Raw genomic sequence first — 22600 nt, forward strand, 5'->3', positions numbered from 1 at the left:
TTTTTGTAATTCACATCAGTATATCTTCACTTTCCTGGTGAGTTCACTGTAATAAAGCACCCGAATGGTGGCAGCGACATATATATTGAGAAGGAGCATCAGACAGGGATGCGGTACCGCCTATTTACGAATGCCGGTACGTTAAAAAAGGCGTCATCAGGGTCAGCATCCCGGACTGTTGCGGGATTAAACCGAATCTGATGAACGGCCTGATGCGTTTTAAATGATTCAGGGGAAAGTTAGACCGGGGGTAGAGCTTTTACATACGAAAACCGCCCGTGATATTGCACACCGATAACACCAATCCCGGCAGAAAAGAGTCAGCACTCCTGTGCTCAAGGAATTCTCCCTGTCAGCCCGTTGACGGGCTCTGCACAGAGTAAAGGCCCGGCAATCCCGGTGCAGGGCCTTCCCGGCTTTAATCCACAGGCGCAGCGGAATTCTCCATTTCGCAACGGGCTGCATTTTTTTTCAAGTAAAGATAAACATTAAGGGCAAGTAGAAGAAAAAGCAGGACGGTATCAGCAGATAAAACCCAGGCAATTTCACCGGACTGCAACGCTGTACCTATAGTGGTCATCCCGAAGAATGTCACCACTGAACGCGGAACGCGGAATGCGGCCATGGTCTGGCCATATTCACCTTCATGACTTGCAGCCCTGACCTGACCGGCAATAAAAATTGACCACCATACTCCCGTGAGTTCAAGACAGAGGGCAAGAGAGGGAAGAAACCACGGCTTTTTGTCGTAGTCCCAGAAAGTAAGTAAGACCGCTCCCGAAAAAATAACTAAAAAGGTGCACAGAAAAAAACGCCACCGGAAGTTAACCGTAGTTTTCCCCACCGAGCGGGGATAAAACCACGAAGCCAGGCTGTCAAGAACGCCGCTGATCGCGCCCAGAATAAAAACAGCAGCGAAAGGTGTGGTACCTAGTGAAAATGCAATCACGTCAAAATTGGTATTAAACGACGTCTCCGTAAACGCCATCACGCACATAGCCAGCGCAAGAAACCAGTTGCGTTTAAGGCACCGGAAAGTCTGACGATAGATCCCGGAGAAGTCTCTTTTATCCGTCTCAGGGACAGCCTCATCCGGACCGGCGCAGCTCTTACCGCGGATCAGGGGAAGAAGAGTAAGGGCCGAAAGGAGGAAACAGCCGGAGGCCACACTGAAAAACAGGGAGGGTGAATAGCGGTCATAAAGGGCGGCAAGCACCAGTCCGGTGACGAAAACGGCGATCCCGCTGATATATGACGCCACAGCCACACTCGTTTCATAATCCCTGTGAAGTTCAGGCAGCAGATACTGATTAACGATAATCGTCGCAAAATTTACGGTGAGAGAAAGGGATATAACCAGTACAGGTGTGACTACGAGACTGAAATGCGACTGGTTTCCGAAAGCGAAAACCAGAAAGCCACAACACGCCTGCGCAGTCATCAGCCAGAAGAACCGGTGACGGCTCCTGTCGATGAGCCGCCCGGCCAGAGGCCCCCACGCCAGGCTAGACAGCGCAGTTGAACCAATCAGTACTGAAATAAAAAGGGGGTCGGTTTTGATTTTAACCAGATAAAAGGAAAAAAAACCCAGATAAAGGCAGAAACCGAGTGTGGACAAGAGTATGAAAAGACACAGCGTAAGCTGCCGGAAGCTCTTAATCATGCACATCTTCCCTATCCAGAAAAGCATATTCCATCACCCGCTTTCTCCCGGCACGCTCAGCGGCGCGTATTGAAGGATGGTTACTGCTTTCAATGGTTCCCCACAGCGATGCCGGTGTGCGGAGCGTGCTGAGAAAAGAAAGTAAGGCCTGTTGTGCAGAACCCGCAACGTGCTTTCCTCGAAAGCGCGGAATAACGATCTCTTCGGTGATCCACAGTCCTGATATAAACGCCCTGCGTCCGTTCTCACAGATGATAAAACCGGCATGCGCCCCTTCATAAACTATGATGAACAGGTTTCCATCCTTAATGGCATCGCGAATGTCTTCTTCATCTGCAGGAAACACCTTATCCTTCAGGAAAGGATAGCGGGAATACGTCCCTGCATAGGCCAGTTGCAGAGCCTGAAGGCACCACTCAGCTGACTGTGGGCAGGCCCGCTCAATGCAGACAGTCTGGCCGCTGATAACCGCTTCATTTCTTTCATGCATGCTTTCGCCGACATAGAAAAACTGATCGGCACAACCACGCGTATCCTCAGACACGGGCCGGAGAACGCGAACTGAACAGGCGCCCATGGGATGCCATACTTCCAGTATTGAGGCCATTGCCCGCCGGGTCAGAGGAGCAGAGCTGGCGACCAGATCAATGAACGGCTTCTTCAAATCGCCGCCTCTGTATCGTGGACCGGTGAGGTAGTCATTACCGTCGCAGGAAACGATTTTCTGAAGAAAAAAATCCTGAGGCAGGCCGGTCTCCCGGAAAGGAAAGTTTGATGAAAAATTGCTGTCCTCACACCAGAGCAGCTGTTCATCAATATAGTCTTTCATGCCGTTTCTGAGTAACCCGGAGTCAACAGGCAGCCTGCTGAACTGCTCAACCATGTAATCAAGCATTAACTTGTTCCTTTTATTTCCACGGGGATGCCTGTTTTATAGAAAGAAAGAATGAGGTTGATGACGTCTTTTCTGTCAGCTCCGGGGCGTGCAGAGAAACTAGTGAGGCTCCGGCGTTCAAAGATGTGATGAAAGACTTCTTTCGTTAATTCAAGGACATTTTCCCTGTAAATGAACCGGATGTAAGAATCCTCCTCATCCAATAAAACATCCTGCCCCGTATGCAGTACCAGTTCAGCCCCCCCGAGCAGATTGCCTATACTCCGGAAAAATGTCACCGCTGAGACATCGCCAGGGTGATCTCCTGCAGACGCGGGTTCGGGGAAAGCAGGGAAAGATGACACCCCGTAAACGAGCCCCACCGTCAGGTGCAACGACTGGTGTCCGTCTTCCGTAACCGGGTCATGAAGCGTGCCTTTACGGACGAAGAGAATATCGCCTGCTTTTAACGTGATGTCTTCGTGTTCAAACCTCCATTTTTTCTTACCAGCGAGCTGCACGATGACCACATCATGGTCATCAGTGTGGGCACCGGCACCGGTGCTGCCAGCGGGCGACCAGTAAATATTGTAGTGTGAAAGGATCCCTTTTTTATCAGCCAGATAAGTGTACAGAGAAAAGTATTCCAGCATCCTTTTCTCGAGGTGGTTGAATACGATGGTCCGCTTACGAAGCAGCATAAGGGCCATAGTGTAAAATCCCAGTATTCCGTCAGTACACGTCTCACTGGCAGGATAGTAGACATCGCCACAGCAGAGCAATTTGATGTCTTTTTCAGGATGACGGATCCCGCGAAAAAGATAGTGAAGTGAGTAATTAAATAAAGCCTCAGAGAAGGAGGAATTTCCCTCTGACAATACGCAGTCCTTTTTAAAAGGTTCAGTGTCTGTCAGCAGAGCCGTCAGCTCATTCATTGGAAAGGTAATCATACCAGCACTCCGGTACGGATCAGTTGCGTGATAACCTTATTGAAAACACCTTCCGCGTCAGTATCACGGAATTCAAAGCTGAAACCAGATCTGGCCATCTCATTTTTAAGATCAAACAGCTTGTCCGCCACTTCATTTCTGACTAAAAAATCTTTTCCACGGAGGTATATCCGCGTTGAGCTGCCTTCCGTTTCACCGAAGACGATGTCACCATGATATTGATAAGGCCTGTTAACGGTCATTCGGGCTGGTGAAGTATATTTGAAATAACTATTACTTTTGAGCCGGTTTATTAGCCGTGCCAGACCTTTGTGTGCAATATCACCGAGGCTGTTTTTTGCAGAGTCAGGAGGGATAACGGCTGTAATAATATCGTTAACGTCAGCTTCGGCCCTCAGAGGCAGAGTGATATAAGGATCCTCTGTATCATGGACAGCCAGGAAATCTGACAAAAAAGACGTCAGTAATTGTGATCGTTTCATTTCATAAGGAGCAATACCCAGCGTGACGGAAAATTCGGGATTTTCCAGAACATGATACCAGTTCTGAGGAATAAACAGCGCATCCCCCGGGCGCAGAGTGACCTCCGTCGCCCATGAGAGGGTTTCCTTCAGATTAAAGGAGTCAGACTTCACAACCGGCGCAATGTCTTTTATGGCCGGATCCCACACCCATGCTTTTTTGATTCCGGGGCCGAGGTGATAAAGAAACGTATGCTCCTGATCTTTGTGAATACCAAATGGTGTCAGGCTATATCGCCCCATGAAGCTATAAACATCAATCCCCTGGCTCGGAATACCGTATTTCTCAACCCATTCTTTATTGAAATCCCGGTTAATTTTCTGTGCCAGAGAGTCGGACCATCCGTTAAGCCCGTTAATAACGGCACAAAAACTGGAGGCGCCGGTTATTCGCTCAAGCCATTCACTGAGGCGCTCGTCTTCGCGAGGGGGATGATTCGACACACTGTAACCAAAGTCATCACGGGTGCCATTATTAATAAACACACGGGCATTGAGCAGGCTTTCTGAAATACTCCTTCTTTTACGGATAATATGCTCTATATCGGCAAGCAGCGCGCCAGGATCCGTCAGAACTCCTGCCTGATGGTAGAATTCATTGATATTAAATTCTGTCAGGTGACCGGTTAACATGCTTACACACATCTTTACCTCCTGATCTATCAGCTGATAATGAGAGAAATTATTTTATCCAGCAAGGGCATTTCATGGTTAAACGGATTTCCTTTTTTATCAAAACCACAGGTGAACTCCATGATATCGGCACCCACGACGGAAAGGCATGAATTCTTAATCAGGCTCAGAACATCCGTTATATTTTCCTCGTTCATCCCCTCATCCAGCGGCGTCGTGACGTGCGGAAAAACATCAGGATCAATCACGTCTGCATCAAAACTTATATAGACATTTTTCCCCTCGATTAACGACGCAAGCTTTATTTTATCGCTGGTGCTCATTACTGCACTGAACTGATTAATGGATGAAGATTGAAGGTAATCCCTTGAATATCTTATTGTTTTCTCTCTGACGCCAATCTGTATCACTGACCTGATTGCGTTATCAGCAATGAGTTTTGAAACAAAATTTGCATGGTAAAGAGGCGCGTTTGACTTATCCGTGCTGGTATTGATATCGGAATGCGCATCCAGTTGTATCAGCACGAGTTCAGGGATAAACCGCGCGGTTTCTGCCACGGAAAAATAAGTCAGCGAGTGATCGCCACCGAACATCATCGCTTTATTGTTTTTCGCTCTGATTTTGGCGACAACATGCTGAATTTTCTCCCCGAAGCTGTATATATTATCAGTTGTACTATAAGCGATGTCGCCAACATCCCTCATTTCAGCGTGGTTGCGTCCTAATTTACGGTAAATATAGGGGCCATGCGCCGGCGATCTGGGGGGGTCTAATGCAAAATCTGCCGGGGCACCAAAAAAGCACCACTGATCCTGCGGGGTGTCAGGTATGGATAATGCCACCTTTTGTATTCGCGCAGGGTTATACAAAATGCCGTCTTTTAGTAACTCATCGTCCTTCCGGGAGATTAATATATCGTTAAAGTACAGAAGTGAAGTAATTTCTTTAAGATGCGCATTGTGTGTCGAAAGCAGGTCTTTAAAGTTTATGTCCTGTTCTGTCATTTTTCTTAAAAGCTGATACAGCTTACCACTGACCGTCACACTGACTCTTCTTTCATTAAGCGTGAGCTCAACCTTGTCACCTTCTTCGTTGATAACCGTATTTCTGTTAATAACAATATCATCTTCATGCATATTTCACCCCCGCCATGGATAAAAAATAATTACCTCATATTCAGGTAATTTCAATATCCTTTTCCAGACGATTCAACTTTTCTCAAAAAAAATAACCAATAACCTCATGATTATCTTATTAAATTACATCTAAAAAAAACATAACCATCCCAACTTAATAGTTTAAACCTATCAATTTTGTTCAGGTTAAATTAGTTTTATTATTAATAATAAAAGGAAAAATTTTTTTAAACTTTATTTTTTACTATTCAACTGAAGATAAAAGAAATTTATCCTTGCGCACTTTGTTTACGCTGTTAAATAAGTTTTTTCATAACTTTATGAGTTGACTTTCGTTCTGGCCCAATACAAGAATTCTTCTGCCAGGCGTTGCTGGCAGTTTGACCAACTTTAAATATTGGAGGTATGTATGTCCTTGAATAAATATGGTGAGTCACAAAAAGATAATCTGGATAAGATCGCGGCTGAGCTGTCAGCTTTCAGCCACGATGATGTCATTGTGGAAGTAAAAAAAGACAGTAACAATCACATCGACATCGGTGGTGGTGGATTAGGGCGTGATCGCCGCGATACTGGTCACTGATGAAAAAGAGGAGCAGCCGACAGGCTGCTCCTTTGCTGATTAACAGGGCTTTGCTGGCTGAGTTCAGAAAATTACCATTACTGATACCCGCCCAGGAAAATACACTTACAGCACCCGGAAAAATTGCTCCTCCTGGATGTGACAAGATTCTTTGTACAGTTTTAAATTTTCACTATCAGTAACAGGGTAGACATCACAATAAGAGAGATGATAACCAGTTTTCTCCGGAAGTTCTTCTCTCCGATGAATAATGCGGACAGAATGAACCCCACCACAAGGCTCATTCTCCTGAATACCGAAAGATATGTCACATTAGCATCGGGGTCTGTGATTGCAAAAAAATAGATGAGTTCCGCAATAACCCATGAAAAACCAACCAGGGGAATGTACAGACTCCACATGCAACGCAGGTTGCTCCGCCCAAGCCGGATAAACGCAAAGAGAAACGCTGCAGCGAAGATAAACCGGTAAAGTGAAGAATAAGCCTGAATGGTATAAGCCGATATATCGAGATTATGAACGATATATTTGTCAAAAACGGTTGTTAATGAGGAAAGTATGGTTGCAAGAAGCATCATGGCCACGGGGAGACTGCGTAGCGTGTTGATCCCTTCCTTTTTGCCTGTCTGTGATAACCCGTAATAACAGAGCACGGAAACGAGTACCGCTGTGAACTGCAGGGGGGACAGGAACTCGCCGAAAACCACGCTGCCGCCCGCAAGCGTCCATAACGGCCCTGAGGCCCTGACGGAACCTGAAAAGGACATCGGCAACTCTCTTACAGAGAAATAAGCGAAAACCCAAGACAGGGTCATCATCAGACTCTTTACCAGAATAGGCCACTGCTCTGTAAAACGAACAGGACCTATTTTCAGCTGCGGGCTCAACGCCTGTACCTGAGGCAAAAATACGGGCAGCCACAGCAGAGCTCCAAAAAAAGAACTGTAGAAAACCACCTGAAACAGACCATTACCTGACATGGCCTTTTTAGTCCAGAAATCATAAAAACCCAAGATAACGCCGGCTGAAACACCGTAATAAATCCACATGTTCGATCGGTCCTTCAGCCTGTCAGGCCTTTTTCACTGGGTGATAAACTGACTGCAGTTCAATTCCGCTCTCTTCAAAGCGTCCGGCGCCGTTGATGACGCGGCCTCGGGGTATGTTAAGGTTTCGGGCTGTACCAAATCCCTTCAGCAGCCCGGCTCTTTCATCAGGTGATGGCTCATGCCAGCCACCGCCGCTTTCGAGTGTGCAGCTGTCAACGGTAATCTGCCCCAGAATCTGGCTTCCGGACTGAAGGTCGGAGACGCCAAAAACTGACGCGCCCCCCAGATAACGGCCGTGGTTACCTATTTTTACAACGGCACCGGTTCTGTTAGCCTTAACGGTGAAGCCACCTTCACCAAACTGGTTTTCTGACCCAATGAAAACCGGTCCGGCCGAGGCATCGATCGATGTATTGCTGTAGAAGGTGTTGGAATCTCCTATCTCAAGGGTGTTTCCGTTTTTGCCAGCAAGAATTACGTTAGGGAAGAAAATGTTTCCCTTCCCGATTTTTATGTCCTTGTATATAAGTGTCGAGAAGGGATCGTAAATAATATTCCCGGCTTCACACAATCCACCGAGTTCGTCGAGCGTCAGAAATCCACTGTCTTTTCTCATACGGTTAAAAATAGTAATGTCCATCACGCAATTTTCTCCAGCACACGGAACTCATCACAGGGACGCATAGCAACAGAAGCGTTATCTATTGCGTCATGAAGATAGGCGACCAGCTTGTCAGTTAAAAACGGGGCTTCCGTCATTTTTCCGGGTAAGGCGAGTATATGGCCTGGCACCGGCTCTGCGATGGCAACGTTGAGTGAACGGTTGCAGTTCAGGGATGTCTGCAGATCCACTTTGACGCAGGCTATACTTACTGAATTCCGACTGTCCCAGCCGGGAAATATTGAAGCGATGCCCCTTTTAATATTTTCTGCTCTTTCATGAATCACCTCATAATCGGCACATGGCGACAGTAAAGCGTCTTCATTGAAACCCACAATGCTGTGGTCGCCGTGATGCATCATCGCAGCCTGATGCGGGTCCAGATAAAAAACGCCTTCTGCACAGAGCCTTGGTGTGATGATGAGATGACTTTTCCAGTACCTGATAGGAATGGCGAGGTCATGATGTCTGGTAAATAAATCCCTGGCCCCGGTACCGGAAGAGTAAACGATGCGCTGACCAGCTATTGCGGCTTTGTCACCCGAGAGGCTTTCGAGGTGAAGTGTCTGGCCCTCGATCGCGGTAATCTCATGCCCCAGGTAGAATACGCATCCTGCTTTCTGAGCAGCACTGATCAGCTTTCTGTAGAGTAAGCGGGTGTTCAGGCTGACGTCGTCGACCGCAAAAATAGCTTTCGTCTCAGTAAAATCGGCTTCAGGAACCAGGCTGCGCGCTTTTGACAACGTCAGTGGGGTAAAGGACACGCCGGCTTCATTCCAGCGGGAAATAACCTCATCCGCTCGCGATTCATCCTTTAATAACGCGAGAGGCCGCTTGTCAATATCCTCCAGGGCTTCCGGGGCAAACTCACGTATGTATTCGTGTCCATAAATACATCGCTTAGCCACCTGCACAGCCTCCTGCCTGTTTTTAATCGAGGTCGCGTGATAAGTCCCCTTATGGAGCCAGCCTTCATTGCGTGTGGACGGGCCAGCTGCGAACACAGGTTTGTTTTCAACCAGCGCCACAGATAGGCCAATATTACAGAGCTTATAGGCAGACATCAGTCCGGCAATACCCCCGCCGATAAGAACAACATCGTAACTGTTCATTTTATTTTATCCTTTTTTGGTGAAGCGCTATTTTTATGAACATATTGTTATTTTTCTATTTAATTTTTAACAGACTTTCATAAAACATCACTTTCAGAAATTAGCAAGCAAACAAAAAAAACCAACCTCATGATTACAATGAAAAATAATAAGACACACATTGCAATTAAAATTTCATTAAAATTAAATAACAATGAAACACTAACAAAAAAAATAAAATTTCAGACTGAGTTAACTCATAACCTCAGATCAACATGCTTACAGAGCCTAACATCTCAAGACCAAATAAATTGAAATAATTCATTTTCTGGAAATATGAGCGCCAGAAAAACCATAAAAGTGATGTCAACCCTGAAAGCGGAAGCTAAATGAAGCTTGTGCAGATTTTCAGTCCGTCAAACCTCTTTAATTTCATCGCCAGCAGGATTTCAGATACAGCTTTGATAAAAAAAAGGCCATTAAAGGTATACTCAAAATGACCGTAACAAGACCTTAATAACAAAGGGGTTATGCATACCAGTAACCAAAACGGAAACTTTTTCGGGAAGGGTCGAACACGTTGTACATGTGGCCACTGTCAATCAGGTTAACCTGATGCTGTATGGCGTTCTGCTTTCAGGAGAGCCGGAATGGTTGCGCATCTGCACGACGGAAATTAAACACGCTGAAAAAATCGCGTTTCTCAGCCCGGACGCTTACGTTGAAATCAGGGTACGGGACGACATTGATATCCAGGGGACGACGTACAGGGAATTTCACTCCCTCAGTTAACATCATTTGCCCGGACTGAAAACATTCCCGGAGGTCACAGTGAAACCCTTCAGCCCTTTAGTGAACCATCCACTGGATGAAACCTATCTCAGTCCCCCAGGAGACTTCTGTGCGGAGGGTGAACTGCCAGCAGAGGAGACTGAGGTGCGTCAGGCGCTTACAGCCATGTATGTTCTGACAAACCGCCTGATGAACATCGGCTTATGGGACCGTCTGTTCAGAACCCGTAAATACTCGTCAGCCAGCCGTTCGGCGACAGATGTACAGCGGCAGCTGATGGCGCTCGTGAACAGTACGCCCCTTCATAAAGCCGCGCTGAGAAGGATTGTGAGCGTCATGCCTGAAGACAACGGCGGCCGGGAAGCGCTCAGGGATTATTTACGTTAAGAGGACAGGACCGCTAAACCTATGCAGATTGCACGTATCTATCTTCGGGTCAGTACGGATGAACAGGAACTGACGCGGCAGAACAGTATTATTGAAGATGCCCGGGGCAGGGGGTTTTATGTCGCCGGCGTTTATAAAGAAAAGGCCTCAGGTGCCAGGGCTGACCGCCCTGAACTTCAGCGCATGATTGCCGACCTGCAGCCCGGGGAGGTGGTCGTGGCTGAAAAAATTGACCGCATCAGCCGTCTTCCGCTTACGGAGGCCGAGCAGCTGATCGGCCTGATTAAGGCTAAGGGGGCAAAGCTGGCCATCCCCGGCATAGTGGATTTGTCCGAGCTGGCCATAAGCCAGGACGGCGTGGCCAGAATCGTGCTTGAGTCCGTCCAGGATATGCTGCTTAAGGTTGCCCTGCAGACGGCGCGTGACGACTACGAAACCCGAAGGGAAAGACAGCGGCAGGGCGTTGAGCTGGCAAAGGCGTCAGGTAAGTACAAAGGGCGAAGGCCAGACAATAAAACGCATGAGCGCATTATTGCGCTTCGTGAATCCGGCATGACGATTGAACGGACCGCCACCCTGGCAGGCTGCAGCATAAGCCAGGTAAAACGCATCTGGTCGATATACAAGGCAGATAAATCCGGTCAGTATTTAAACATAAATCAGGTTGCATTGCAGAGAGGGGACAGAAATGACCATTTTGCCAGGCAGTGTGTTTGTGGCCATGCTGATTATCTGTATTTATTTGATGCGGAAAATCAGGCAACAGTCTTCCAGAATAAACCAGCTGGAGTCCGCTATTCGGGGTGAAAGTACCGGGAAAAAAATTCCTTATGAATCGTTATCACTTCTGGACAGTCTGAGGCGGCAGGCAAACCAGTGGAACAGTTCAGAAGACAACCCCGAACTTTTAACGGTACGTCCAGCCTTCATTAAATGCCTTGATGATTACCTTTCCAGTGTTTTCAGCGTAGTGCCTGAACTGAACGGCCGTAATGCTATAACGCATATAATTGAGCCTCGTCCACTTTATACCTCACTGAATAAGACTCATTCTGTTATGGTCTGGTTTGAACCACATCCTGTCAGCTTCCCTGTGGCCAGTCGTGAGCAGGCAGAGCGTATTGCAGGCGCCCTCAATACTAAAGGAATTGAGGCTAGGTGGACAACCAGAGATGCACGTTCGTTGTCTGGTTCCATGTCGGCATAAACCAGAGAAATATCATTCAGAAACAGCCAGAATTACATAAGGATATAAAAAATGAAGTTATATCATTTCACTGGTGTTGCAATGTTACACAACATATTGGCGGCGGGAGGAATAAGTAAAGGCTACTTTCACTTGAGTGACGGAAGGATGCTTTACGGTCACAGCTGGTACACGTCGTCCCCATTACCTTATGGTCATGGTTTAGTGGATGGTACAGAAGTCCTCAGCGAGAGCACTAAGAATTTTATATCACGAGCTTCAGGTCCAAATACTAAAGGCCCAGTCAGAGGCACCCATAATAAAAGACTTATACGCCTGACTGTAGACTCGGATTGGTTAAAAAAACAAGATACGTTTTACTCAATGAAACAGATAATGCTCAAATATGGAGAGCCTTCACTGAGGGCTAAGATACTGGGCGTGGCAGGCTGGGTTAATATCGATAGCCTTTCTGACCGTGAACTGATGAGGTGGACAAAAAGTCCTAAACTGAAGCATGACACTTGGTATGTTCACACTGAAAAATTACCGGTGGAGCGTATTCTGTCCATTGAGTTTATGGAAAAAACTGATGTCTATGTACCTTACGACTTTGAGTTACACGGACGTCGAGAGCTTGAAAAGGTAGGTCTCTATTCCATTACACCCCAGCAATTTAATGAGCTGAACGAAATACTTCAGGAAGAAAATTTTACTGGCGGAGAAGTTTTGGTTATATGCAATGAACCTGATGCTGTTCCCCGGATTGTTTTCAGAAATCACAACGGCGCGCATGTTCTTGCTATTAATGATGGAAGTCTTCTACAGTGCGAAGGAGAAAAGTACAATCAGCATTCACTAAAAATACTTTCAGACTGGGTTAGACAACACTCAGATCATTTGATGGGCTTATGGAACAGAAGTAGGGAAGACCTACTGAAATATGATTCCTGATATCGCTCACAGGTCACATTGCAATTACAGCACTCAGGAGGTGGAAATTAATGCATTCCAAATGTTCCTGCCACCTCCCGATACCATCATCGGCCCTGGCTGTTTTCCGCAAAGGCTTTCATGTCTCAACGATTATGACTGTCTCTGGCTTCTTGCAAATCAGTCATAGCACCATCGCCCGGCCCTTGCTGACTCGATCAGCATTCCGATGGTAAGAGGGATGGCCTCACGCGGGTTTTTCGGATAGTAGAGGCTGAACATGACCTGATCAGAATCCATTCCAAACGCATCAAAGACGTTCTGTAGGCATTCCGCAGCATCTTCCGGGTCCAGCTTCATGTCCAGATTGAGCGACATCTCGGGCGTAAGTGTTTTTTTCCGGAACGTCAGCAGGGAACGACCGTTCCACGGCTCAATGAGCGCCATCACGCGCGCCTGGGTGTCATCTACCATAACTTATCCTCCCCACGGGCGATGGTGTTGTACCGGTTGACCGTGTGAAAGCTGATATCGGCAACATCTCTGGCCAGAATCACCCAGCCCACGACAGGGACCGCACGCCCGATAAAAGTGCTGAGCTTGTTTGTCCATCGTATACGCGCCGTCCACGGTGGATATCCTCCTACGACGGTTGGGAGCTGAATGTTGAAGGGGAACTTGGCGGTACGGAATACTCTGCGCGCAGCACGTGAAGCATAGGATGTGCCCTTTTCCGCATCGCGGGGTTTGGCGCGGGTCGTCAGGACATTACGGCCTGTGAGGATAGCGACGATCGCCCCGAAGTCATCAATACCCAGTTGATCAGCGACTTCTTCACAAAAAATGATGAAAAAGAGTTCACCGGCGGTCAGGTTCGGTCTGCCCGCGTAGAAATAGGTGTCATTGAGTTCTTCAGTCGTGTCCACTGCCTGCTCCCATAAGTTCTTACTGAGCTGTTTTCCTGACGTGTGAGTGAAGATACCCCTGACAGTTACGACTGACAACCTGACGGTCTGGCACAGAATCAGGAATTGCAGATAGCCCCCTTAAAATCCTTCTGGTGGCGGTCACCGTTTCATACAGGGGGAAATGCCGGCATGGATGACTTGTCTGCAGCCTCCCAGTACCACCATCCTCCTACACCGTACTCCGAATCGTAGTGGTCAGTTTTAGCCTGCTTACGCTGCAGGTATTCAGGCGAGCTCATCCCGAAGACTTCCATGGGCAGGGCATCCACGCCGGGAACGTCCTTCAGCACAAAGTCCGGAAACACGTCTTCCTCGCCGTCGTAGCGCAGCGGCTTGATGAAGGCGCGTTTTTCCTGCCACAGCCGGTCTTCTACCATTCCCTCAAAGCCGGAATCCAGCGGAATAAAGCGGGGGCTGACCGTCATCAGCGCCACGTCGATGACGGTGCTGCAGCTGAACGGCCGGTTGCGCCCGTCTGTGTGCCTGAACATCGTTTCCGGCGGCTCCGTTTCCGCGATGACCACGACCTTCATACCCCGGCGCCAGTCGCCCAGCTCCCGGACGAAGCTCCTCTCCAGGCGCAGGCGCACGTCCTCCGGCAGCACCAGGTCAGGAAAACCAGAAAACAGCCCCAGCGGCAGCGTGGACTGCAGCCGGGCTTCAGCAGCGGCATTCCAGCCGGCCAGCACGGACACCACAATGAGCCGCCTTTTGTTCTTTCCGGCCGCCCTGAGGCGTTCCCGGTTGGCCACGACCTGCGGCGTGCCCTTCATGGCCATGAGCAGCAGCGACTCCTCCAGCGGCACGCGGCCGACGCGTATCCGGCCCGCCGTCTGCTGCAGGTGCCAGCTCACCCAGCCGGGCGTGCGTTTCTTTTTGTCGAAGGCGGGGTGCCAGACGTTGATGCCGGCCTGTTCCCACAGCAGGTGCAGCAGCCCCAGCAGGCGCATTGAGGGGCGGCGTTTGCGCTTTACAGGCTCATCAACAGACACGTCTTCAGCCGGCTTTACCTCTGACGGTGCCTTTTTCTGCAGGCCGGTGGGCAGCCTGACCACGATGGTGCCGTCCGCGGCGGTGCGGACCGCATCGCCCTGATAAATCTCCGCCTGGCGTTCGTCTGACCACACCGAATAAAACCGGCAGTCCGGTTTGTGCTCATTGCCGGTAAAGGCGTAGGAGGACAGCCAGCAGCGTTCGGTTTCCCGGGAGTAGTGGACCTTCAGGCGTCGTCTGACGGGGTCGGTCTCTGCCGGCAGGCAGCTGCAGGTGACCACCGTGGTTTTCTTGTTGTCGCGGGCGTGCTTCAGCCAGCGCTGCCAGGTTCCGGTTTCCTCCTGCTGGAAGGCTTCACTGGCGTCCCGCTCACCGCGCTGTCCCCGGAAATGCACCGCGTAGGTTTTCTTTCTGGCCATGCCCGTTCCCCCCGTCCGGAATTATTTTTCGCAGCCGCACAAGAAATCACGCATTTATTTATCCTGACACGTCACCGGCGTGGATTCATTCCACAGTCTTTCGAATTCCGCGTTATATTCAGCAGCAACTGCTTTATTATCAAAAACTGCCAGCGCATTTTCCGCATTCCGCTTTTCAGCCGACGAGGTGTAATTAAACGACCCGGTTTCCGTATTCATTCCGTCGGCCACTATAAACTTGTTGTGCATGATACTGTAGCGGTCGTCCGTCCGGACCGGGACCCCGCTGCATGCCAGCAGGGAGACCAGCGAATGACTGCCGTGACTGACCTTTTCGTCCGCAACCAGCCGGACCGCCACGCCGCGCTGCGACTGGCTTATCAGCGCATCTGCGACGGGCCGGCTGGTAAATTCGTAGGCCGCGACGTCCAGCGTTTTCCCTGCCCCCGCGATGAGATTCAGGATAAGGCGCTGCGCGCTTCCGCCCGGTGAAAAGCCCACGGCGATATTGTCTCCTGCGGACGCAGAAACGCTGAACACGGCAGACAAAATAAATAAACTGACCCGCATAAATTTCATTATTTATTCTTTTCCTGAAAAAATAACTGAATGGTATTATGCACCTGTTACGTCGCGGAATAACAGCGCACAGATACAGTAAATATTATTTTAATACAGCAGGCATTCTCGCTCTGAGATTCATTCTGCGTCAGAACATAAAAGGGGTGGCCGTGTTATACATGACGTTGTGTCTTTTCCTGCTGGTGATGAGCCTGCATGAAATCTTCCGTTTCCGTAATGCCGACATTACGGTAAGTGCCGGAAACGTTCTCCTGGCATCCGGCACTATGCTTTTGCCCCTGACGCTGGTTTCACCGGTTCTGGCGGGGTTCCTGCCAGCAGGAATGGAAATCACACAGCACACCCTGGACAGGGTGGCCATCACGGCCCAGTGGACCGGAGCGGTCGGGGCGGCCTTCCTGAGCGGCCTCTGGTTCATGCTGGCACGGCGCGACGTAAAACGTTTCTGGTACACCGGCGCGTTCATTGCCTCGGCGCTGCTGACGTTCATCTTCTCCAACAGTCTGTGGTTTGTGTCGCAGAAAGACGCCGCCATCGCGTCGCCCGTGCTGCTGGGAGCGGGTGAGGAAGACTGTGACGCGCAGGCTTTACTGGTACGTTATCACCCGGATGCGCCGTCTGAATGGCGCTGTCCCACCGGCATAGTGCTGATGGGCGAATCCTCGCATCCTTTCTTGCCCTGGCCGGACTACCGGCAGGGAAAAAGCCGTCAGATGACCGATAATATCAACGCCCTGATAAAGCATGCGCAGGAAAAGTCAGACGGGAAGCCCGGTTAAGGCTTCCGTCCCGGATCATTCTTTTGGCTCTTTCTGATAAACAGGATCGTTTCCGCCCGGCAGCTTCAGCGAAAGGTTACGGTAATACGCCAGCCTTTCTCTGAAGTAGTCTCTCAGGTCTTCAGGTTGCTGATGCTCAACCTGGGCAGGAATGACTGGCAGATTGAGTCGCCCCCGGTAAGCGCCCCCTGACGCGGCCAGGTCCAAATTAACTTTATCCCGTCCGGCCCAGTCTCTGGCGGCCAGATAATGTGACATGGTAACTCCTCCTGAGATCAGTATACCGCACTATCCTTAATCATAACGACGGAGGTCATTATGTGTGGAAGGTTTGCGCAGTACAGCTGCAGAGACGCGTATTTCGAAGTCGCAGGTATCACGCCGGAAGAACTGCCTTTCGACAGTGCACCCTTGGGGCGGTACAACGGAGCGCCCGGAACGCGTGTGATGCTGCTGAATCAGCGGGAAGGGCAGCTTCATTTTGATCCGGTGTTCTGGGGCTATAAGCCGGACTGGTGGCACAAGGCCATGCTGATTAACGCCAGAGGGGAAACGGCCGCCTCCGGCAGAATGTTTAAGCCGCTGTGGCAGCACGGCAGGGCCGTCGTGCCGGCGAATGGCTGGTTTGAATGGGCCCGGACGGAGGAGGGCAAACAGCCGTATTTTATTTATCACCGTTCACGGCAGCCTCTTTTCTTCGCGGCGATCGGCAAAACGCCCTTTGGTCAGGATCATGGCCATGAGGGATTTGTCATCGTGACGGCCGGAAGTAATCAGGGAATGGTCAATATTCATGACAGGCGGCTGCTGGTACTGCAGCCTGAGAGTGTGAGGGAATGGCTGAGCGAAGACACCAGTGCAGAAAGGGCCAGTGAAATAGCGCATGAGTGTGCTCTGCCAGAGAGCGACTTTAAATGGCATAAAGTGGATAATGCAGTAGGAAACATACATAACCAGGGAAAGGTGCTGACAGAGCCGGTTTGAATGCGTTTTGTCTCCAGACCGGAAGTAACGTTGATCAATTCACCGGGTAAAAATGAATAAAACTGACTGGCTCATGAAATTTCGCCGCTGCCGTTCAGCGGAGACGCTTGAAACCGTGTATGAACATCTGATGTATTCAGACCACAATGACGAACAATATGAAATCACCTGTGCCTACGATCACCGTAAGGCAGAACTGGCCACAGGTAAGCTCTATGACCGCGTTCCTGCTCATGTCTGGAAATTCGTAGAGTGAACCTGCCATAAAAGCTTTTCATCAGGAACTGGCTCAGCGAATACAAATTTTTTGTGTTCGCTGAGCCAGTTGAACAAGCCGAAGGCGCGTTAGTAGAGACGATCGTTTATCCACATGTGCACAGGCTCGATCCAATAAATATTCCAGTAAGATCCTTATAGCTCCAAACAGATCCCGCTATCTCTCAGGCCTTGTGGTGACTGACTTTAAGCCAGTTCCAGATGTGTGCTGGTGGGATAAACATGTGTGCTGGTGGGATAAACATGTGTGCTAGTGGGCTGGTAATGTGTGCTGTTGGGATGTAATGTGTGTGCTGTTGGGATAGAGATGATCTTTACTCACAGTAAGATCCTGTGACTAGTAAGTGAGATAATTATATGAAAGATGAGTCATTTATCGGTGATGCACTTTACAGTGACATGGTCAGTAAAGACAAACAACTCACAGTTAATTCCAATAACACCGTTCAGCCTGTAGCACTTATGCGCCTCGGTGTTTTTGTACCCAAACCCACGAAGTCTCAGGGCGAAAACAATGTTGTGGATGCATCTGAATTATTCTCTCAGTTAGAGATAGCACGGGCCGAGGGATACGATCACATTAACATTTCTGGGCCACGTCTTAATATGGACAGCGATTTTAAGGTCTGGATTGGGGTTATTTATGCATTCAGTAAATATGGTCTGGCATCAAACAAGATCGAACTGAAGTTTACTGAGTTTGCCAAAGGGTGTGGATTTTCTGCTAAACGAATTGACGCCCGTCTACGGCTTACCATTCACGAGTCCTTGGGAAAATTACGTAATAAATCAATCTCTTTTAAGCGCGGCAGTGATGCGAGGGGAAGCTATCAGACAGGCCTTCTGAAGACGGGTTATTTTGATGCTGAAAGAGATATTGTTCAGCTGGAGGCTGATGAAAAACTATGGGAGTTGTTCCAGTTAGACTACAGAGTCCTTTTGCAGCACCACGCCATCAAAGCACTTCCAAAGAAGGAAGCCGCTCAGGCGATCTATACTTTTATTGAAAGTCTTCCTGCCAACCCGATTCCTGTCAGCTTCTCAAGACTGCGCGAGCGCCTTTCTCTTAGCAGTTCTGTCAGTGAACAGAACCGTACGATTAAAAAGGCGCTTGAGCAGTTACAGAACATCGGTTATCTGGAGTTTTCGCTCGTTCGTAAAGCCCGCGAAAACTTTGTTATTATTCATAAACGTAACCCCAAGCTGAAACCTTCCGACATTTAAGTGTGTGCTGTTGGGATAAATACGTGTTCGTCAAGGTTGTGTCCTGCACTGAAGCAACGTCCCGGCCGATGAACCCGCCAGCACACATACTCAGCGGTTTTTGTGAATACCCGCCTGTCACCACACATGTTCATTTCCTTATGGTTAGTTAGCACCTGCCAGCACACATGTTCGTTCATTCAAATGGGGAGTTTCCCGCCAGCACACATTTTCGCACCTTAAGCACAGAATTGTTACCCGTCAGCACACACATCAGTACCGGTTGCTTTATTTTTATCTTTCACCCGGGCAACTTGATGGTTCTGTAGCCCGCCAGCACACATGTACTCGTGTTTAAAATGCATGTGAGGTACCCGCCAGCACACACAATGGCATCTCAGGGCGTTATTTACACCCGCTAGCACACACATTTTTCTGTCCTAAACCCGTCAGCACACACCGAGCATTGGATTACTTCGCCTGTCGCCCGTCAGCGCACACTTTCAGTTTCAATTCCGTTGATTCTGCAGCCGCGTATTTCTGAGCAGAGAGCGGAACCGTCCCTCCAGCACACATATTTAGCTGATTTGTTAAGAAATGGTTTGCCCTATTGTCCTGCCAGGTAATGTCTGGCTGTGCCGATGCCGCTAAAAGAAAGGATGCTGGTCATTCCGCCTGCTCATGTGTACAAAAAGGTCTCCCGCCAGGACACACATTTGTTTATTACTTATCCATCTCCCCTCAGGCGCACATTTTCGAGGGGGGGAATATAACATCCCTTCAGCACACATCTTCATCTGACAGGTTAACGTAACAGCCAACAAGCCTTCGAAGACTCATGGGATTTTGAATCAGATTTTCAGCCGTATGGTATCTTTTTCATAAATTCATCAGACCTGAGTCAGGTAATGAAGTTAACGTTTATTGCGGACGGTGTAATGAACGTAATTTTAATCACGTGAACGCAGGTCTGATAAATGACATAGCATACGCCTTCCACTGGGCTTCACAGACAACACACATGGGAATTTCAATCTGAAATATAATAATAAAAACATTTAAAATCAATAAAGTAAGCCACAATCAAGTCAGGGTAGGTGCTTCTCAGCTTGCATTCAACGGATTAAAGCTTTTTAGATTTTTGCCTTACCTGGATGATTTTTGAATGACAGACTAAAGAAAACTGTCAGTTGGCATATTTTCCGTTTGTACAACATTTCTATGATTTTACGAAATAAGTTGATCTGACGTTTTTCAGATGTACAATCAGTTTCAAAATTGACAACGGAACGGTTAAATGAAAAGTCATTACGGTGGCGTGGACGAGACGGCCCGCAGAGCGAGCGCGATGCTGCGCAGCATGAGCGACGATATTTCAGTCAGAAGGAATGAGTTTGGTCTTGATCAGTACTATCAGACGTTCACACGCAATTCCGTAGCTAATCTTCCCAAACTCAGCCGCCGTGCCGTTGAGCAGGCCATTGAAGAAATGGAATCGCAGGGACACGTCTTTGGCAAAAAAGATGCCGGTAACACACGGCATTATGCTCTGACCATCCAGGACGTTGTCGATATCTATGCTCACCGTAAAGTGCCTAAATATCGTGATGTGCACGCGGGGGATGGGCCTTTTGTTATTTTTGTTGTGAACCTGAAAGGCGGGGTATCAAAAACCGTCAGTACGGTGACTCTGGCGCATGGCCTGCGGGTCCATCAGGATCTTCTTCAGCACGATCTTCGTATTCTGGTTGTTGATCTCGATCCTCAGGCCTCTAGTACCATGTTTCTCAGCCAGGAAAACAGCATTGGTTCCATAATGGAAACAGCTGCACAAGCAATGCTTAACGATCTGGATGCTGGCCAGCTCAGAGAGGAAATCATTAAACCCACCATTATCCCCGGTGTTGATGTCATTCCAGCTTCTATTGACGATGGTTTTATTGCAAGTCAGTGGAATGATCTCGTCAGAGAGCATTTGCCTGACAGGCTTCCTTCTGAAGTGTTGCGCCGAACGATTATTGATCGTGTCGGTTCTGATTACGATTTCATCTTTATTGATACAGGTCCTCACCTCGATGCCTTCATGTTAAATGCACTCGCCGCGAGCGATCTGCTGCTCACGCCCACACCGCCCGCGCAGGTCGATTTTCACTCCACCCTTAAGTACCTCACGAGGCTGCCTGAAATGATTGAGCAGCTTGAGGAAGAGGGCATCACGCCGCGGATAAAGGGAAATATTGGCTTCATGTCGAAAATGACCTCGAAGCGGGATCATGAAATGACACACGGCCTCGCCCGTGATGTTTTTACCTCTTACATTCTTGATGCGACATTGCCCAGGCTTGACGGGTTTGAACGCTGCGGCGAAAGCTTCGACACCATTGTGAGTGCTGATCCCAGTTCCTATCCGGGAAGTGCCGAGGCGCTCAAAAAAGCGAAGCGTGAGGCGGAGCGTTTCACTCAGGCCGTATTTAAAAGGATTGAATTCATCAGAGGTGTGAAATGAAAAAGGAAATGGTCAAACTGGGCCGGCAACTGGGTAATTCCAGTTTTTCAAAAATGATGAACGAGTCAGGCAGCGAGCGTGTATTTACCCTCAAGTCCGGTGCTCAGGCCCGGTTTGTCCTGACCAAGATACTGCATGACGAAATCGAAACACAGACGTTCGTTGATGCCACGGTAAACGGCCGTGACCAGGCATTTCTGACGCGCGAATCGGTCAGTGATATTTCCCGGACCATCCGGCTCCAGCAGTTCTTTCCAGCCATCGGACGTGAGGTTAATGGTCGAACAGAGATACTGGATGGTTCACGACGTCGTGCTGCCTGCATTTACAACGGAACCGCATTTGAGGTGCTGGTGACGCGTGATGCCTTGTCTCTTTCCGATGCCAGACAACTGGCCGTGGACATTCAGACAGCAAAAGAGCATACGCTGCGTGAACTCGGAAAACGTCTCAGACTCATGTATCCGGAAGATATGAATCAGTCAGAGATAGCCGCTGCAGAAGGGCTGTCTGCCGCCAAGGTAACCCGGGCTTTTCAGGCTGCCGCTGTGCCTGATGAAATTATCGCGGTTTTTCCCTCTGTCAGCGAGCTTTCCATCAGTGACTATCGGGCTCTGCTGGAAGTGAGTGATAAAGCACGAGCAAGACATATCACAACTGACACCTTAGTTAGTTGCGTCCGCAGCCGGATGGAAGAGGAAGCTCCTCATGATATTGCTGATCCCGCTTATAAAAACCGGATAATCAGCTATTTTCGTGCTGAAAGTGAAGGTCCTCGTAAAACAGCGGGCAGCAAAAAAATCGTGACAGAGAAGCTGGCAGAGTTTACTGATAAAAAGCAGTTCGCCCGAAAAAAAACGGACGCTGATAAACGTCTTGTCACTTACGAGTTTTCCCGTCTATCTGCTGCCTGCCAAGCTGAGCTTGATGCCGCCGTTCGAAGCGTCATTGACCGCATGGTGATTAAATCCGTGAACGACCGGTGAACGGGCCCTGCTGCCGGAACCTCAGTGAACAGATTTCAGTATTTGAAAAATTATTTTTACCCCTCGGAAATCATATATAAACTATTGATTTTAATAGATAAAGTAAAATAATTTCAGCCTGAAATTCCCATGGTTTTTTATGATGCTTGCCGGCTTGCGATCGGTTTTTTTTCAGTAACAGTAGATGCGGCAAAAAGTAAAGTCACGAGTAAATCTGGATTTTAAGCTTGTTCCGACGCATCCGAATTACAGAATAATGCGCAAACCCGGCGGTTAATGAGAAACCCACTGAATCAAAATGCCAGAGATGTATTCTCCGGGTTGGCGTACAAGCCAGCCTTTCATGCCCCGCTAAAATTTTTTCATGTTAACGTCAGGCCGGTGATTAATCATGACTGATGAGCACACTAATGAGCTCAGGTGCCTTCAGCCAGAAACTTAA

22 protein-coding genes and 1 pseudogene are annotated in these 22600 nt (G+C 48.8%); 10 read left to right on the plus strand and 13 right to left on the minus strand.

Features of this window, described 5'->3' with window-relative positions:
- Window positions 1–418 precede the first annotated feature (418 nt).
- From C7433_RS22100 to C7433_RS22120, 5 genes are read right to left on the minus strand one after another with little or no spacing between them, the layout of a single operon-like run.
- Complete coding sequence (locus C7433_RS22100) at window positions 419–1663, minus strand: MFS transporter (RefSeq protein WP_146109465.1); 1245 nt, start codon at window positions 1661–1663, stop codon at window positions 419–421.
- Window positions 1656–2558: a GNAT family N-acetyltransferase gene (locus C7433_RS22105; RefSeq protein ID WP_110268922.1), complete on the minus strand. Its 903-nt coding sequence runs from the start codon at window positions 2556–2558 to the stop codon at window positions 1656–1658. The genes C7433_RS22100 and C7433_RS22105 overlap by 8 nt, the downstream gene beginning before the upstream one ends.
- Complete coding sequence (locus C7433_RS22110; RefSeq protein WP_110268923.1) at window positions 2558–3487, minus strand: JmjC domain-containing protein; 930 nt, start codon at window positions 3485–3487, stop codon at window positions 2558–2560. The genes C7433_RS22105 and C7433_RS22110 overlap by 1 nt, the downstream gene beginning before the upstream one ends.
- Window positions 3484–4653 (minus strand): JmjC domain-containing protein, encoded by a 1170-nt coding sequence (locus C7433_RS22115; protein ID WP_105088898.1) that lies wholly within the window; start codon window positions 4651–4653, stop codon window positions 3484–3486. The genes C7433_RS22110 and C7433_RS22115 overlap by 4 nt, the downstream gene beginning before the upstream one ends.
- 17 nt (window positions 4654–4670) lie before the next feature.
- Entirely contained in the window at window positions 4671–5780 is a 1110-nt protein-coding gene (locus C7433_RS22120; protein ID WP_110268924.1) for an arginase family protein, read from the minus strand.
- Window positions 5781–6189: 409 nt separating this feature from the next.
- On the opposite strand from C7433_RS22120, the gene C7433_RS23670 reads away from it, so the two are divergent.
- Window positions 6190–6363, plus strand: coding sequence for a hypothetical protein (locus tag C7433_RS23670; RefSeq protein WP_155683843.1), 174 nt, complete (start codon window positions 6190–6192; stop codon window positions 6361–6363).
- 161 nt (window positions 6364–6524) lie between these two features.
- Here the strand turns inward: C7433_RS23670 and C7433_RS22125 are convergent, their stop codons facing one another.
- The 3 genes from C7433_RS22125 to C7433_RS22135 are packed head-to-tail and all read right to left on the minus strand — an operon-like array spanning window position 6525 to window position 9185.
- A complete protein-coding gene (locus C7433_RS22125; RefSeq protein WP_105080074.1) occupies window positions 6525–7412 on the minus strand; it encodes an EamA family transporter in 888 nt (295 codons plus the stop codon).
- A 22-nt stretch (window positions 7413–7434) separates the two neighbouring features.
- Complete coding sequence (locus tag C7433_RS22130; protein WP_233255819.1) at window positions 7435–8052, minus strand: hypothetical protein; 618 nt, start codon at window positions 8050–8052, stop codon at window positions 7435–7437.
- Entirely contained in the window at window positions 8052–9185 is a 1134-nt protein-coding gene (locus tag C7433_RS22135) for an FAD-binding oxidoreductase (RefSeq protein WP_105080076.1), read from the minus strand. The genes C7433_RS22130 and C7433_RS22135 overlap by 1 nt, the downstream gene beginning before the upstream one ends.
- An 810-nt stretch (window positions 9186–9995) precedes the next feature.
- On the opposite strand from C7433_RS22135, the gene C7433_RS22140 reads away from it, so the two are divergent.
- The 3 genes and pseudogenes from C7433_RS22140 to C7433_RS22150 all read left to right on the plus strand — a co-directional run bounded on the left by C7433_RS22140 (window position 9996) and on the right by C7433_RS22150 (window position 12483).
- Window positions 9996–10343 carry a hypothetical protein gene (locus C7433_RS22140; protein ID WP_105080077.1) on the plus strand — a complete coding sequence of 116 codons (348 nt, stop codon included), beginning with the start codon at window positions 9996–9998 and terminating at the stop codon, window positions 10341–10343.
- 21 nt (window positions 10344–10364) lie between these two features.
- Window positions 10365–10979: pseudogene (locus tag C7433_RS22145) on the plus strand (recombinase family protein); the annotation flags it as partial.
- Window positions 10980–11601: 622 nt separating this feature from the next.
- Window positions 11602–12483 carry a hypothetical protein gene (locus C7433_RS22150; protein WP_105080078.1) on the plus strand — a complete coding sequence of 294 codons (882 nt, stop codon included), beginning with the start codon at window positions 11602–11604 and terminating at the stop codon, window positions 12481–12483.
- A 159-nt stretch (window positions 12484–12642) separates the two neighbouring features.
- On the opposite strand, the gene C7433_RS22155 is transcribed toward C7433_RS22150, so the two are convergent.
- From C7433_RS22155 to C7433_RS22170, 4 genes are all read right to left on the minus strand, one after another.
- A complete protein-coding gene (locus tag C7433_RS22155; protein WP_105080079.1) occupies window positions 12643–12936 on the minus strand; it encodes a DUF1493 family protein in 294 nt (97 codons plus the stop codon).
- Window positions 12930–13388 carry an STM2901 family protein gene (locus C7433_RS22160; protein ID WP_105080080.1) on the minus strand — a complete coding sequence of 153 codons (459 nt, stop codon included), beginning with the start codon at window positions 13386–13388 and terminating at the stop codon, window positions 12930–12932. The genes C7433_RS22155 and C7433_RS22160 overlap by 7 nt, the downstream gene beginning before the upstream one ends.
- A gap of 149 nt (window positions 13389–13537) precedes the next feature.
- On the minus strand, window positions 13538–14842 hold the full coding sequence (locus tag C7433_RS22165) for a DUF1173 family protein (RefSeq protein WP_105080081.1): 1305 nt from the start codon (window positions 14840–14842) through the stop codon (window positions 13538–13540).
- A 54-nt stretch (window positions 14843–14896) separates the two neighbouring features.
- On the minus strand, window positions 14897–15421 hold the full coding sequence (locus C7433_RS22170) for a phospholipase D family protein (RefSeq protein ID WP_105080082.1): 525 nt from the start codon (window positions 15419–15421) through the stop codon (window positions 14897–14899).
- 161 nt (window positions 15422–15582) lie between these two features.
- Between C7433_RS22170 and C7433_RS22175 the strand changes: the two genes are divergently transcribed.
- Window positions 15583–16203: a hypothetical protein gene (locus C7433_RS22175; RefSeq protein WP_105080096.1), complete on the plus strand. Its 621-nt coding sequence runs from the start codon at window positions 15583–15585 to the stop codon at window positions 16201–16203.
- Between the two features lie 15 nt (window positions 16204–16218).
- On the opposite strand, the gene C7433_RS22180 is transcribed toward C7433_RS22175, so the two are convergent.
- A complete protein-coding gene (locus C7433_RS22180; protein ID WP_105080083.1) occupies window positions 16219–16461 on the minus strand; it encodes a DNA polymerase III subunit theta in 243 nt (80 codons plus the stop codon).
- Window positions 16462–16521: 60 nt separating this feature from the next.
- Here C7433_RS22180 and C7433_RS22185 point away from each other — a divergent pair, with 60 nt between their 5' ends.
- The 5 genes from C7433_RS22185 to C7433_RS22205 all read left to right on the plus strand — a co-directional run bounded on the left by C7433_RS22185 (window position 16522) and on the right by C7433_RS22205 (window position 22158).
- On the plus strand, window positions 16522–17187 hold the full coding sequence (locus C7433_RS22185) for an SOS response-associated peptidase family protein (RefSeq protein ID WP_105080084.1): 666 nt from the start codon (window positions 16522–16524) through the stop codon (window positions 17185–17187).
- 52 nt (window positions 17188–17239) lie between these two features.
- Window positions 17240–17443 (plus strand): Hha/YmoA family nucleoid-associated regulatory protein, encoded by a 204-nt coding sequence (locus tag C7433_RS22190; protein WP_105080085.1) that lies wholly within the window; start codon window positions 17240–17242, stop codon window positions 17441–17443.
- Window positions 17444–17820: 377 nt separating this feature from the next.
- On the plus strand, window positions 17821–18687 hold the full coding sequence (locus C7433_RS22195) for a RepB family plasmid replication initiator protein (RefSeq protein ID WP_019105437.1): 867 nt from the start codon (window positions 17821–17823) through the stop codon (window positions 18685–18687).
- Window positions 18688–19963: 1276 nt separating this feature from the next.
- Window positions 19964–21172 (plus strand): AAA family ATPase, encoded by a 1209-nt coding sequence (locus C7433_RS22200; protein WP_110268925.1) that lies wholly within the window; start codon window positions 19964–19966, stop codon window positions 21170–21172.
- Entirely contained in the window at window positions 21169–22158 is a 990-nt protein-coding gene (locus C7433_RS22205; protein WP_105080086.1) for a ParB/RepB/Spo0J family partition protein, read from the plus strand. The genes C7433_RS22200 and C7433_RS22205 overlap by 4 nt, the downstream gene beginning before the upstream one ends.
- Window positions 22159–22600 lie beyond the last annotated feature (442 nt).

The organism is Pantoea sp. PNA 03-3, assembly GCF_003201175.1.
GTDB lineage: Bacteria > Pseudomonadota > Gammaproteobacteria > Enterobacterales > Enterobacteriaceae > Pantoea > Pantoea stewartii.

What these genes read in the sequence shown, in the direction of transcription:
- C7433_RS22100 (WP_146109465.1), bottom strand. Translation starts at nt 1,663, where the DNA reads ATGATTAAGAGCTTCCGGCAGCTTACGCTGTGTCTTTTCATACTCTTG.
- C7433_RS22105 (WP_110268922.1), bottom strand. Translation starts at nt 2,558, where the DNA reads ATGCTTGATTACATGGTTGAGCAGTTCAGCAGGCTGCCTGTTGACTCC.
- C7433_RS22110 (WP_110268923.1), bottom strand. Translation starts at nt 3,487, where the DNA reads ATGATTACCTTTCCAATGAATGAGCTGACGGCTCTGCTGACAGACACT.
- C7433_RS22115 (WP_105088898.1), bottom strand. Translation starts at nt 4,653, where the DNA reads ATGTGTGTAAGCATGTTAACCGGTCACCTGACAGAATTTAATATCAAT.
- C7433_RS22120 (WP_110268924.1), bottom strand. Translation starts at nt 5,780, where the DNA reads ATGCATGAAGATGATATTGTTATTAACAGAAATACGGTTATCAACGAA.
- C7433_RS23670 (WP_155683843.1), top strand. Translation starts at nt 6,190, where the DNA reads ATGTCCTTGAATAAATATGGTGAGTCACAAAAAGATAATCTGGATAAG.
- C7433_RS22125 (WP_105080074.1), bottom strand. Translation starts at nt 7,412, where the DNA reads ATGTGGATTTATTACGGTGTTTCAGCCGGCGTTATCTTGGGTTTTTAT.
- C7433_RS22130 (WP_233255819.1), bottom strand. Translation starts at nt 8,052, where the DNA reads ATGGACATTACTATTTTTAACCGTATGAGAAAAGACAGTGGATTTCTG.
- C7433_RS22135 (WP_105080076.1), bottom strand. Translation starts at nt 9,185, where the DNA reads ATGAACAGTTACGATGTTGTTCTTATCGGCGGGGGTATTGCCGGACTG.
- C7433_RS22150 (WP_105080078.1), top strand. Translation starts at nt 11,602, where the DNA reads ATGAAGTTATATCATTTCACTGGTGTTGCAATGTTACACAACATATTG.
- C7433_RS22155 (WP_105080079.1), bottom strand. Translation starts at nt 12,936, where the DNA reads ATGGTAGATGACACCCAGGCGCGCGTGATGGCGCTCATTGAGCCGTGG.
- C7433_RS22165 (WP_105080081.1), bottom strand. Translation starts at nt 14,842, where the DNA reads ATGGCCAGAAAGAAAACCTACGCGGTGCATTTCCGGGGACAGCGCGGT.
- C7433_RS22170 (WP_105080082.1), bottom strand. Translation starts at nt 15,421, where the DNA reads ATGAAATTTATGCGGGTCAGTTTATTTATTTTGTCTGCCGTGTTCAGC.
- C7433_RS22175 (WP_105080096.1), top strand. Translation starts at nt 15,583, where the DNA reads ATGACGTTGTGTCTTTTCCTGCTGGTGATGAGCCTGCATGAAATCTTC.
- C7433_RS22180 (WP_105080083.1), bottom strand. Translation starts at nt 16,461, where the DNA reads ATGTCACATTATCTGGCCGCCAGAGACTGGGCCGGACGGGATAAAGTT.
- C7433_RS22185 (WP_105080084.1), top strand. Translation starts at nt 16,522, where the DNA reads ATGTGTGGAAGGTTTGCGCAGTACAGCTGCAGAGACGCGTATTTCGAA.
- C7433_RS22190 (WP_105080085.1), top strand. Translation starts at nt 17,240, where the DNA reads ATGAATAAAACTGACTGGCTCATGAAATTTCGCCGCTGCCGTTCAGCG.
- C7433_RS22195 (WP_019105437.1), top strand. Translation starts at nt 17,821, where the DNA reads ATGAAAGATGAGTCATTTATCGGTGATGCACTTTACAGTGACATGGTC.
- C7433_RS22200 (WP_110268925.1), top strand. Translation starts at nt 19,964, where the DNA reads ATGAAAAGTCATTACGGTGGCGTGGACGAGACGGCCCGCAGAGCGAGC.
- C7433_RS22205 (WP_105080086.1), top strand. Translation starts at nt 21,169, where the DNA reads ATGAAAAAGGAAATGGTCAAACTGGGCCGGCAACTGGGTAATTCCAGT.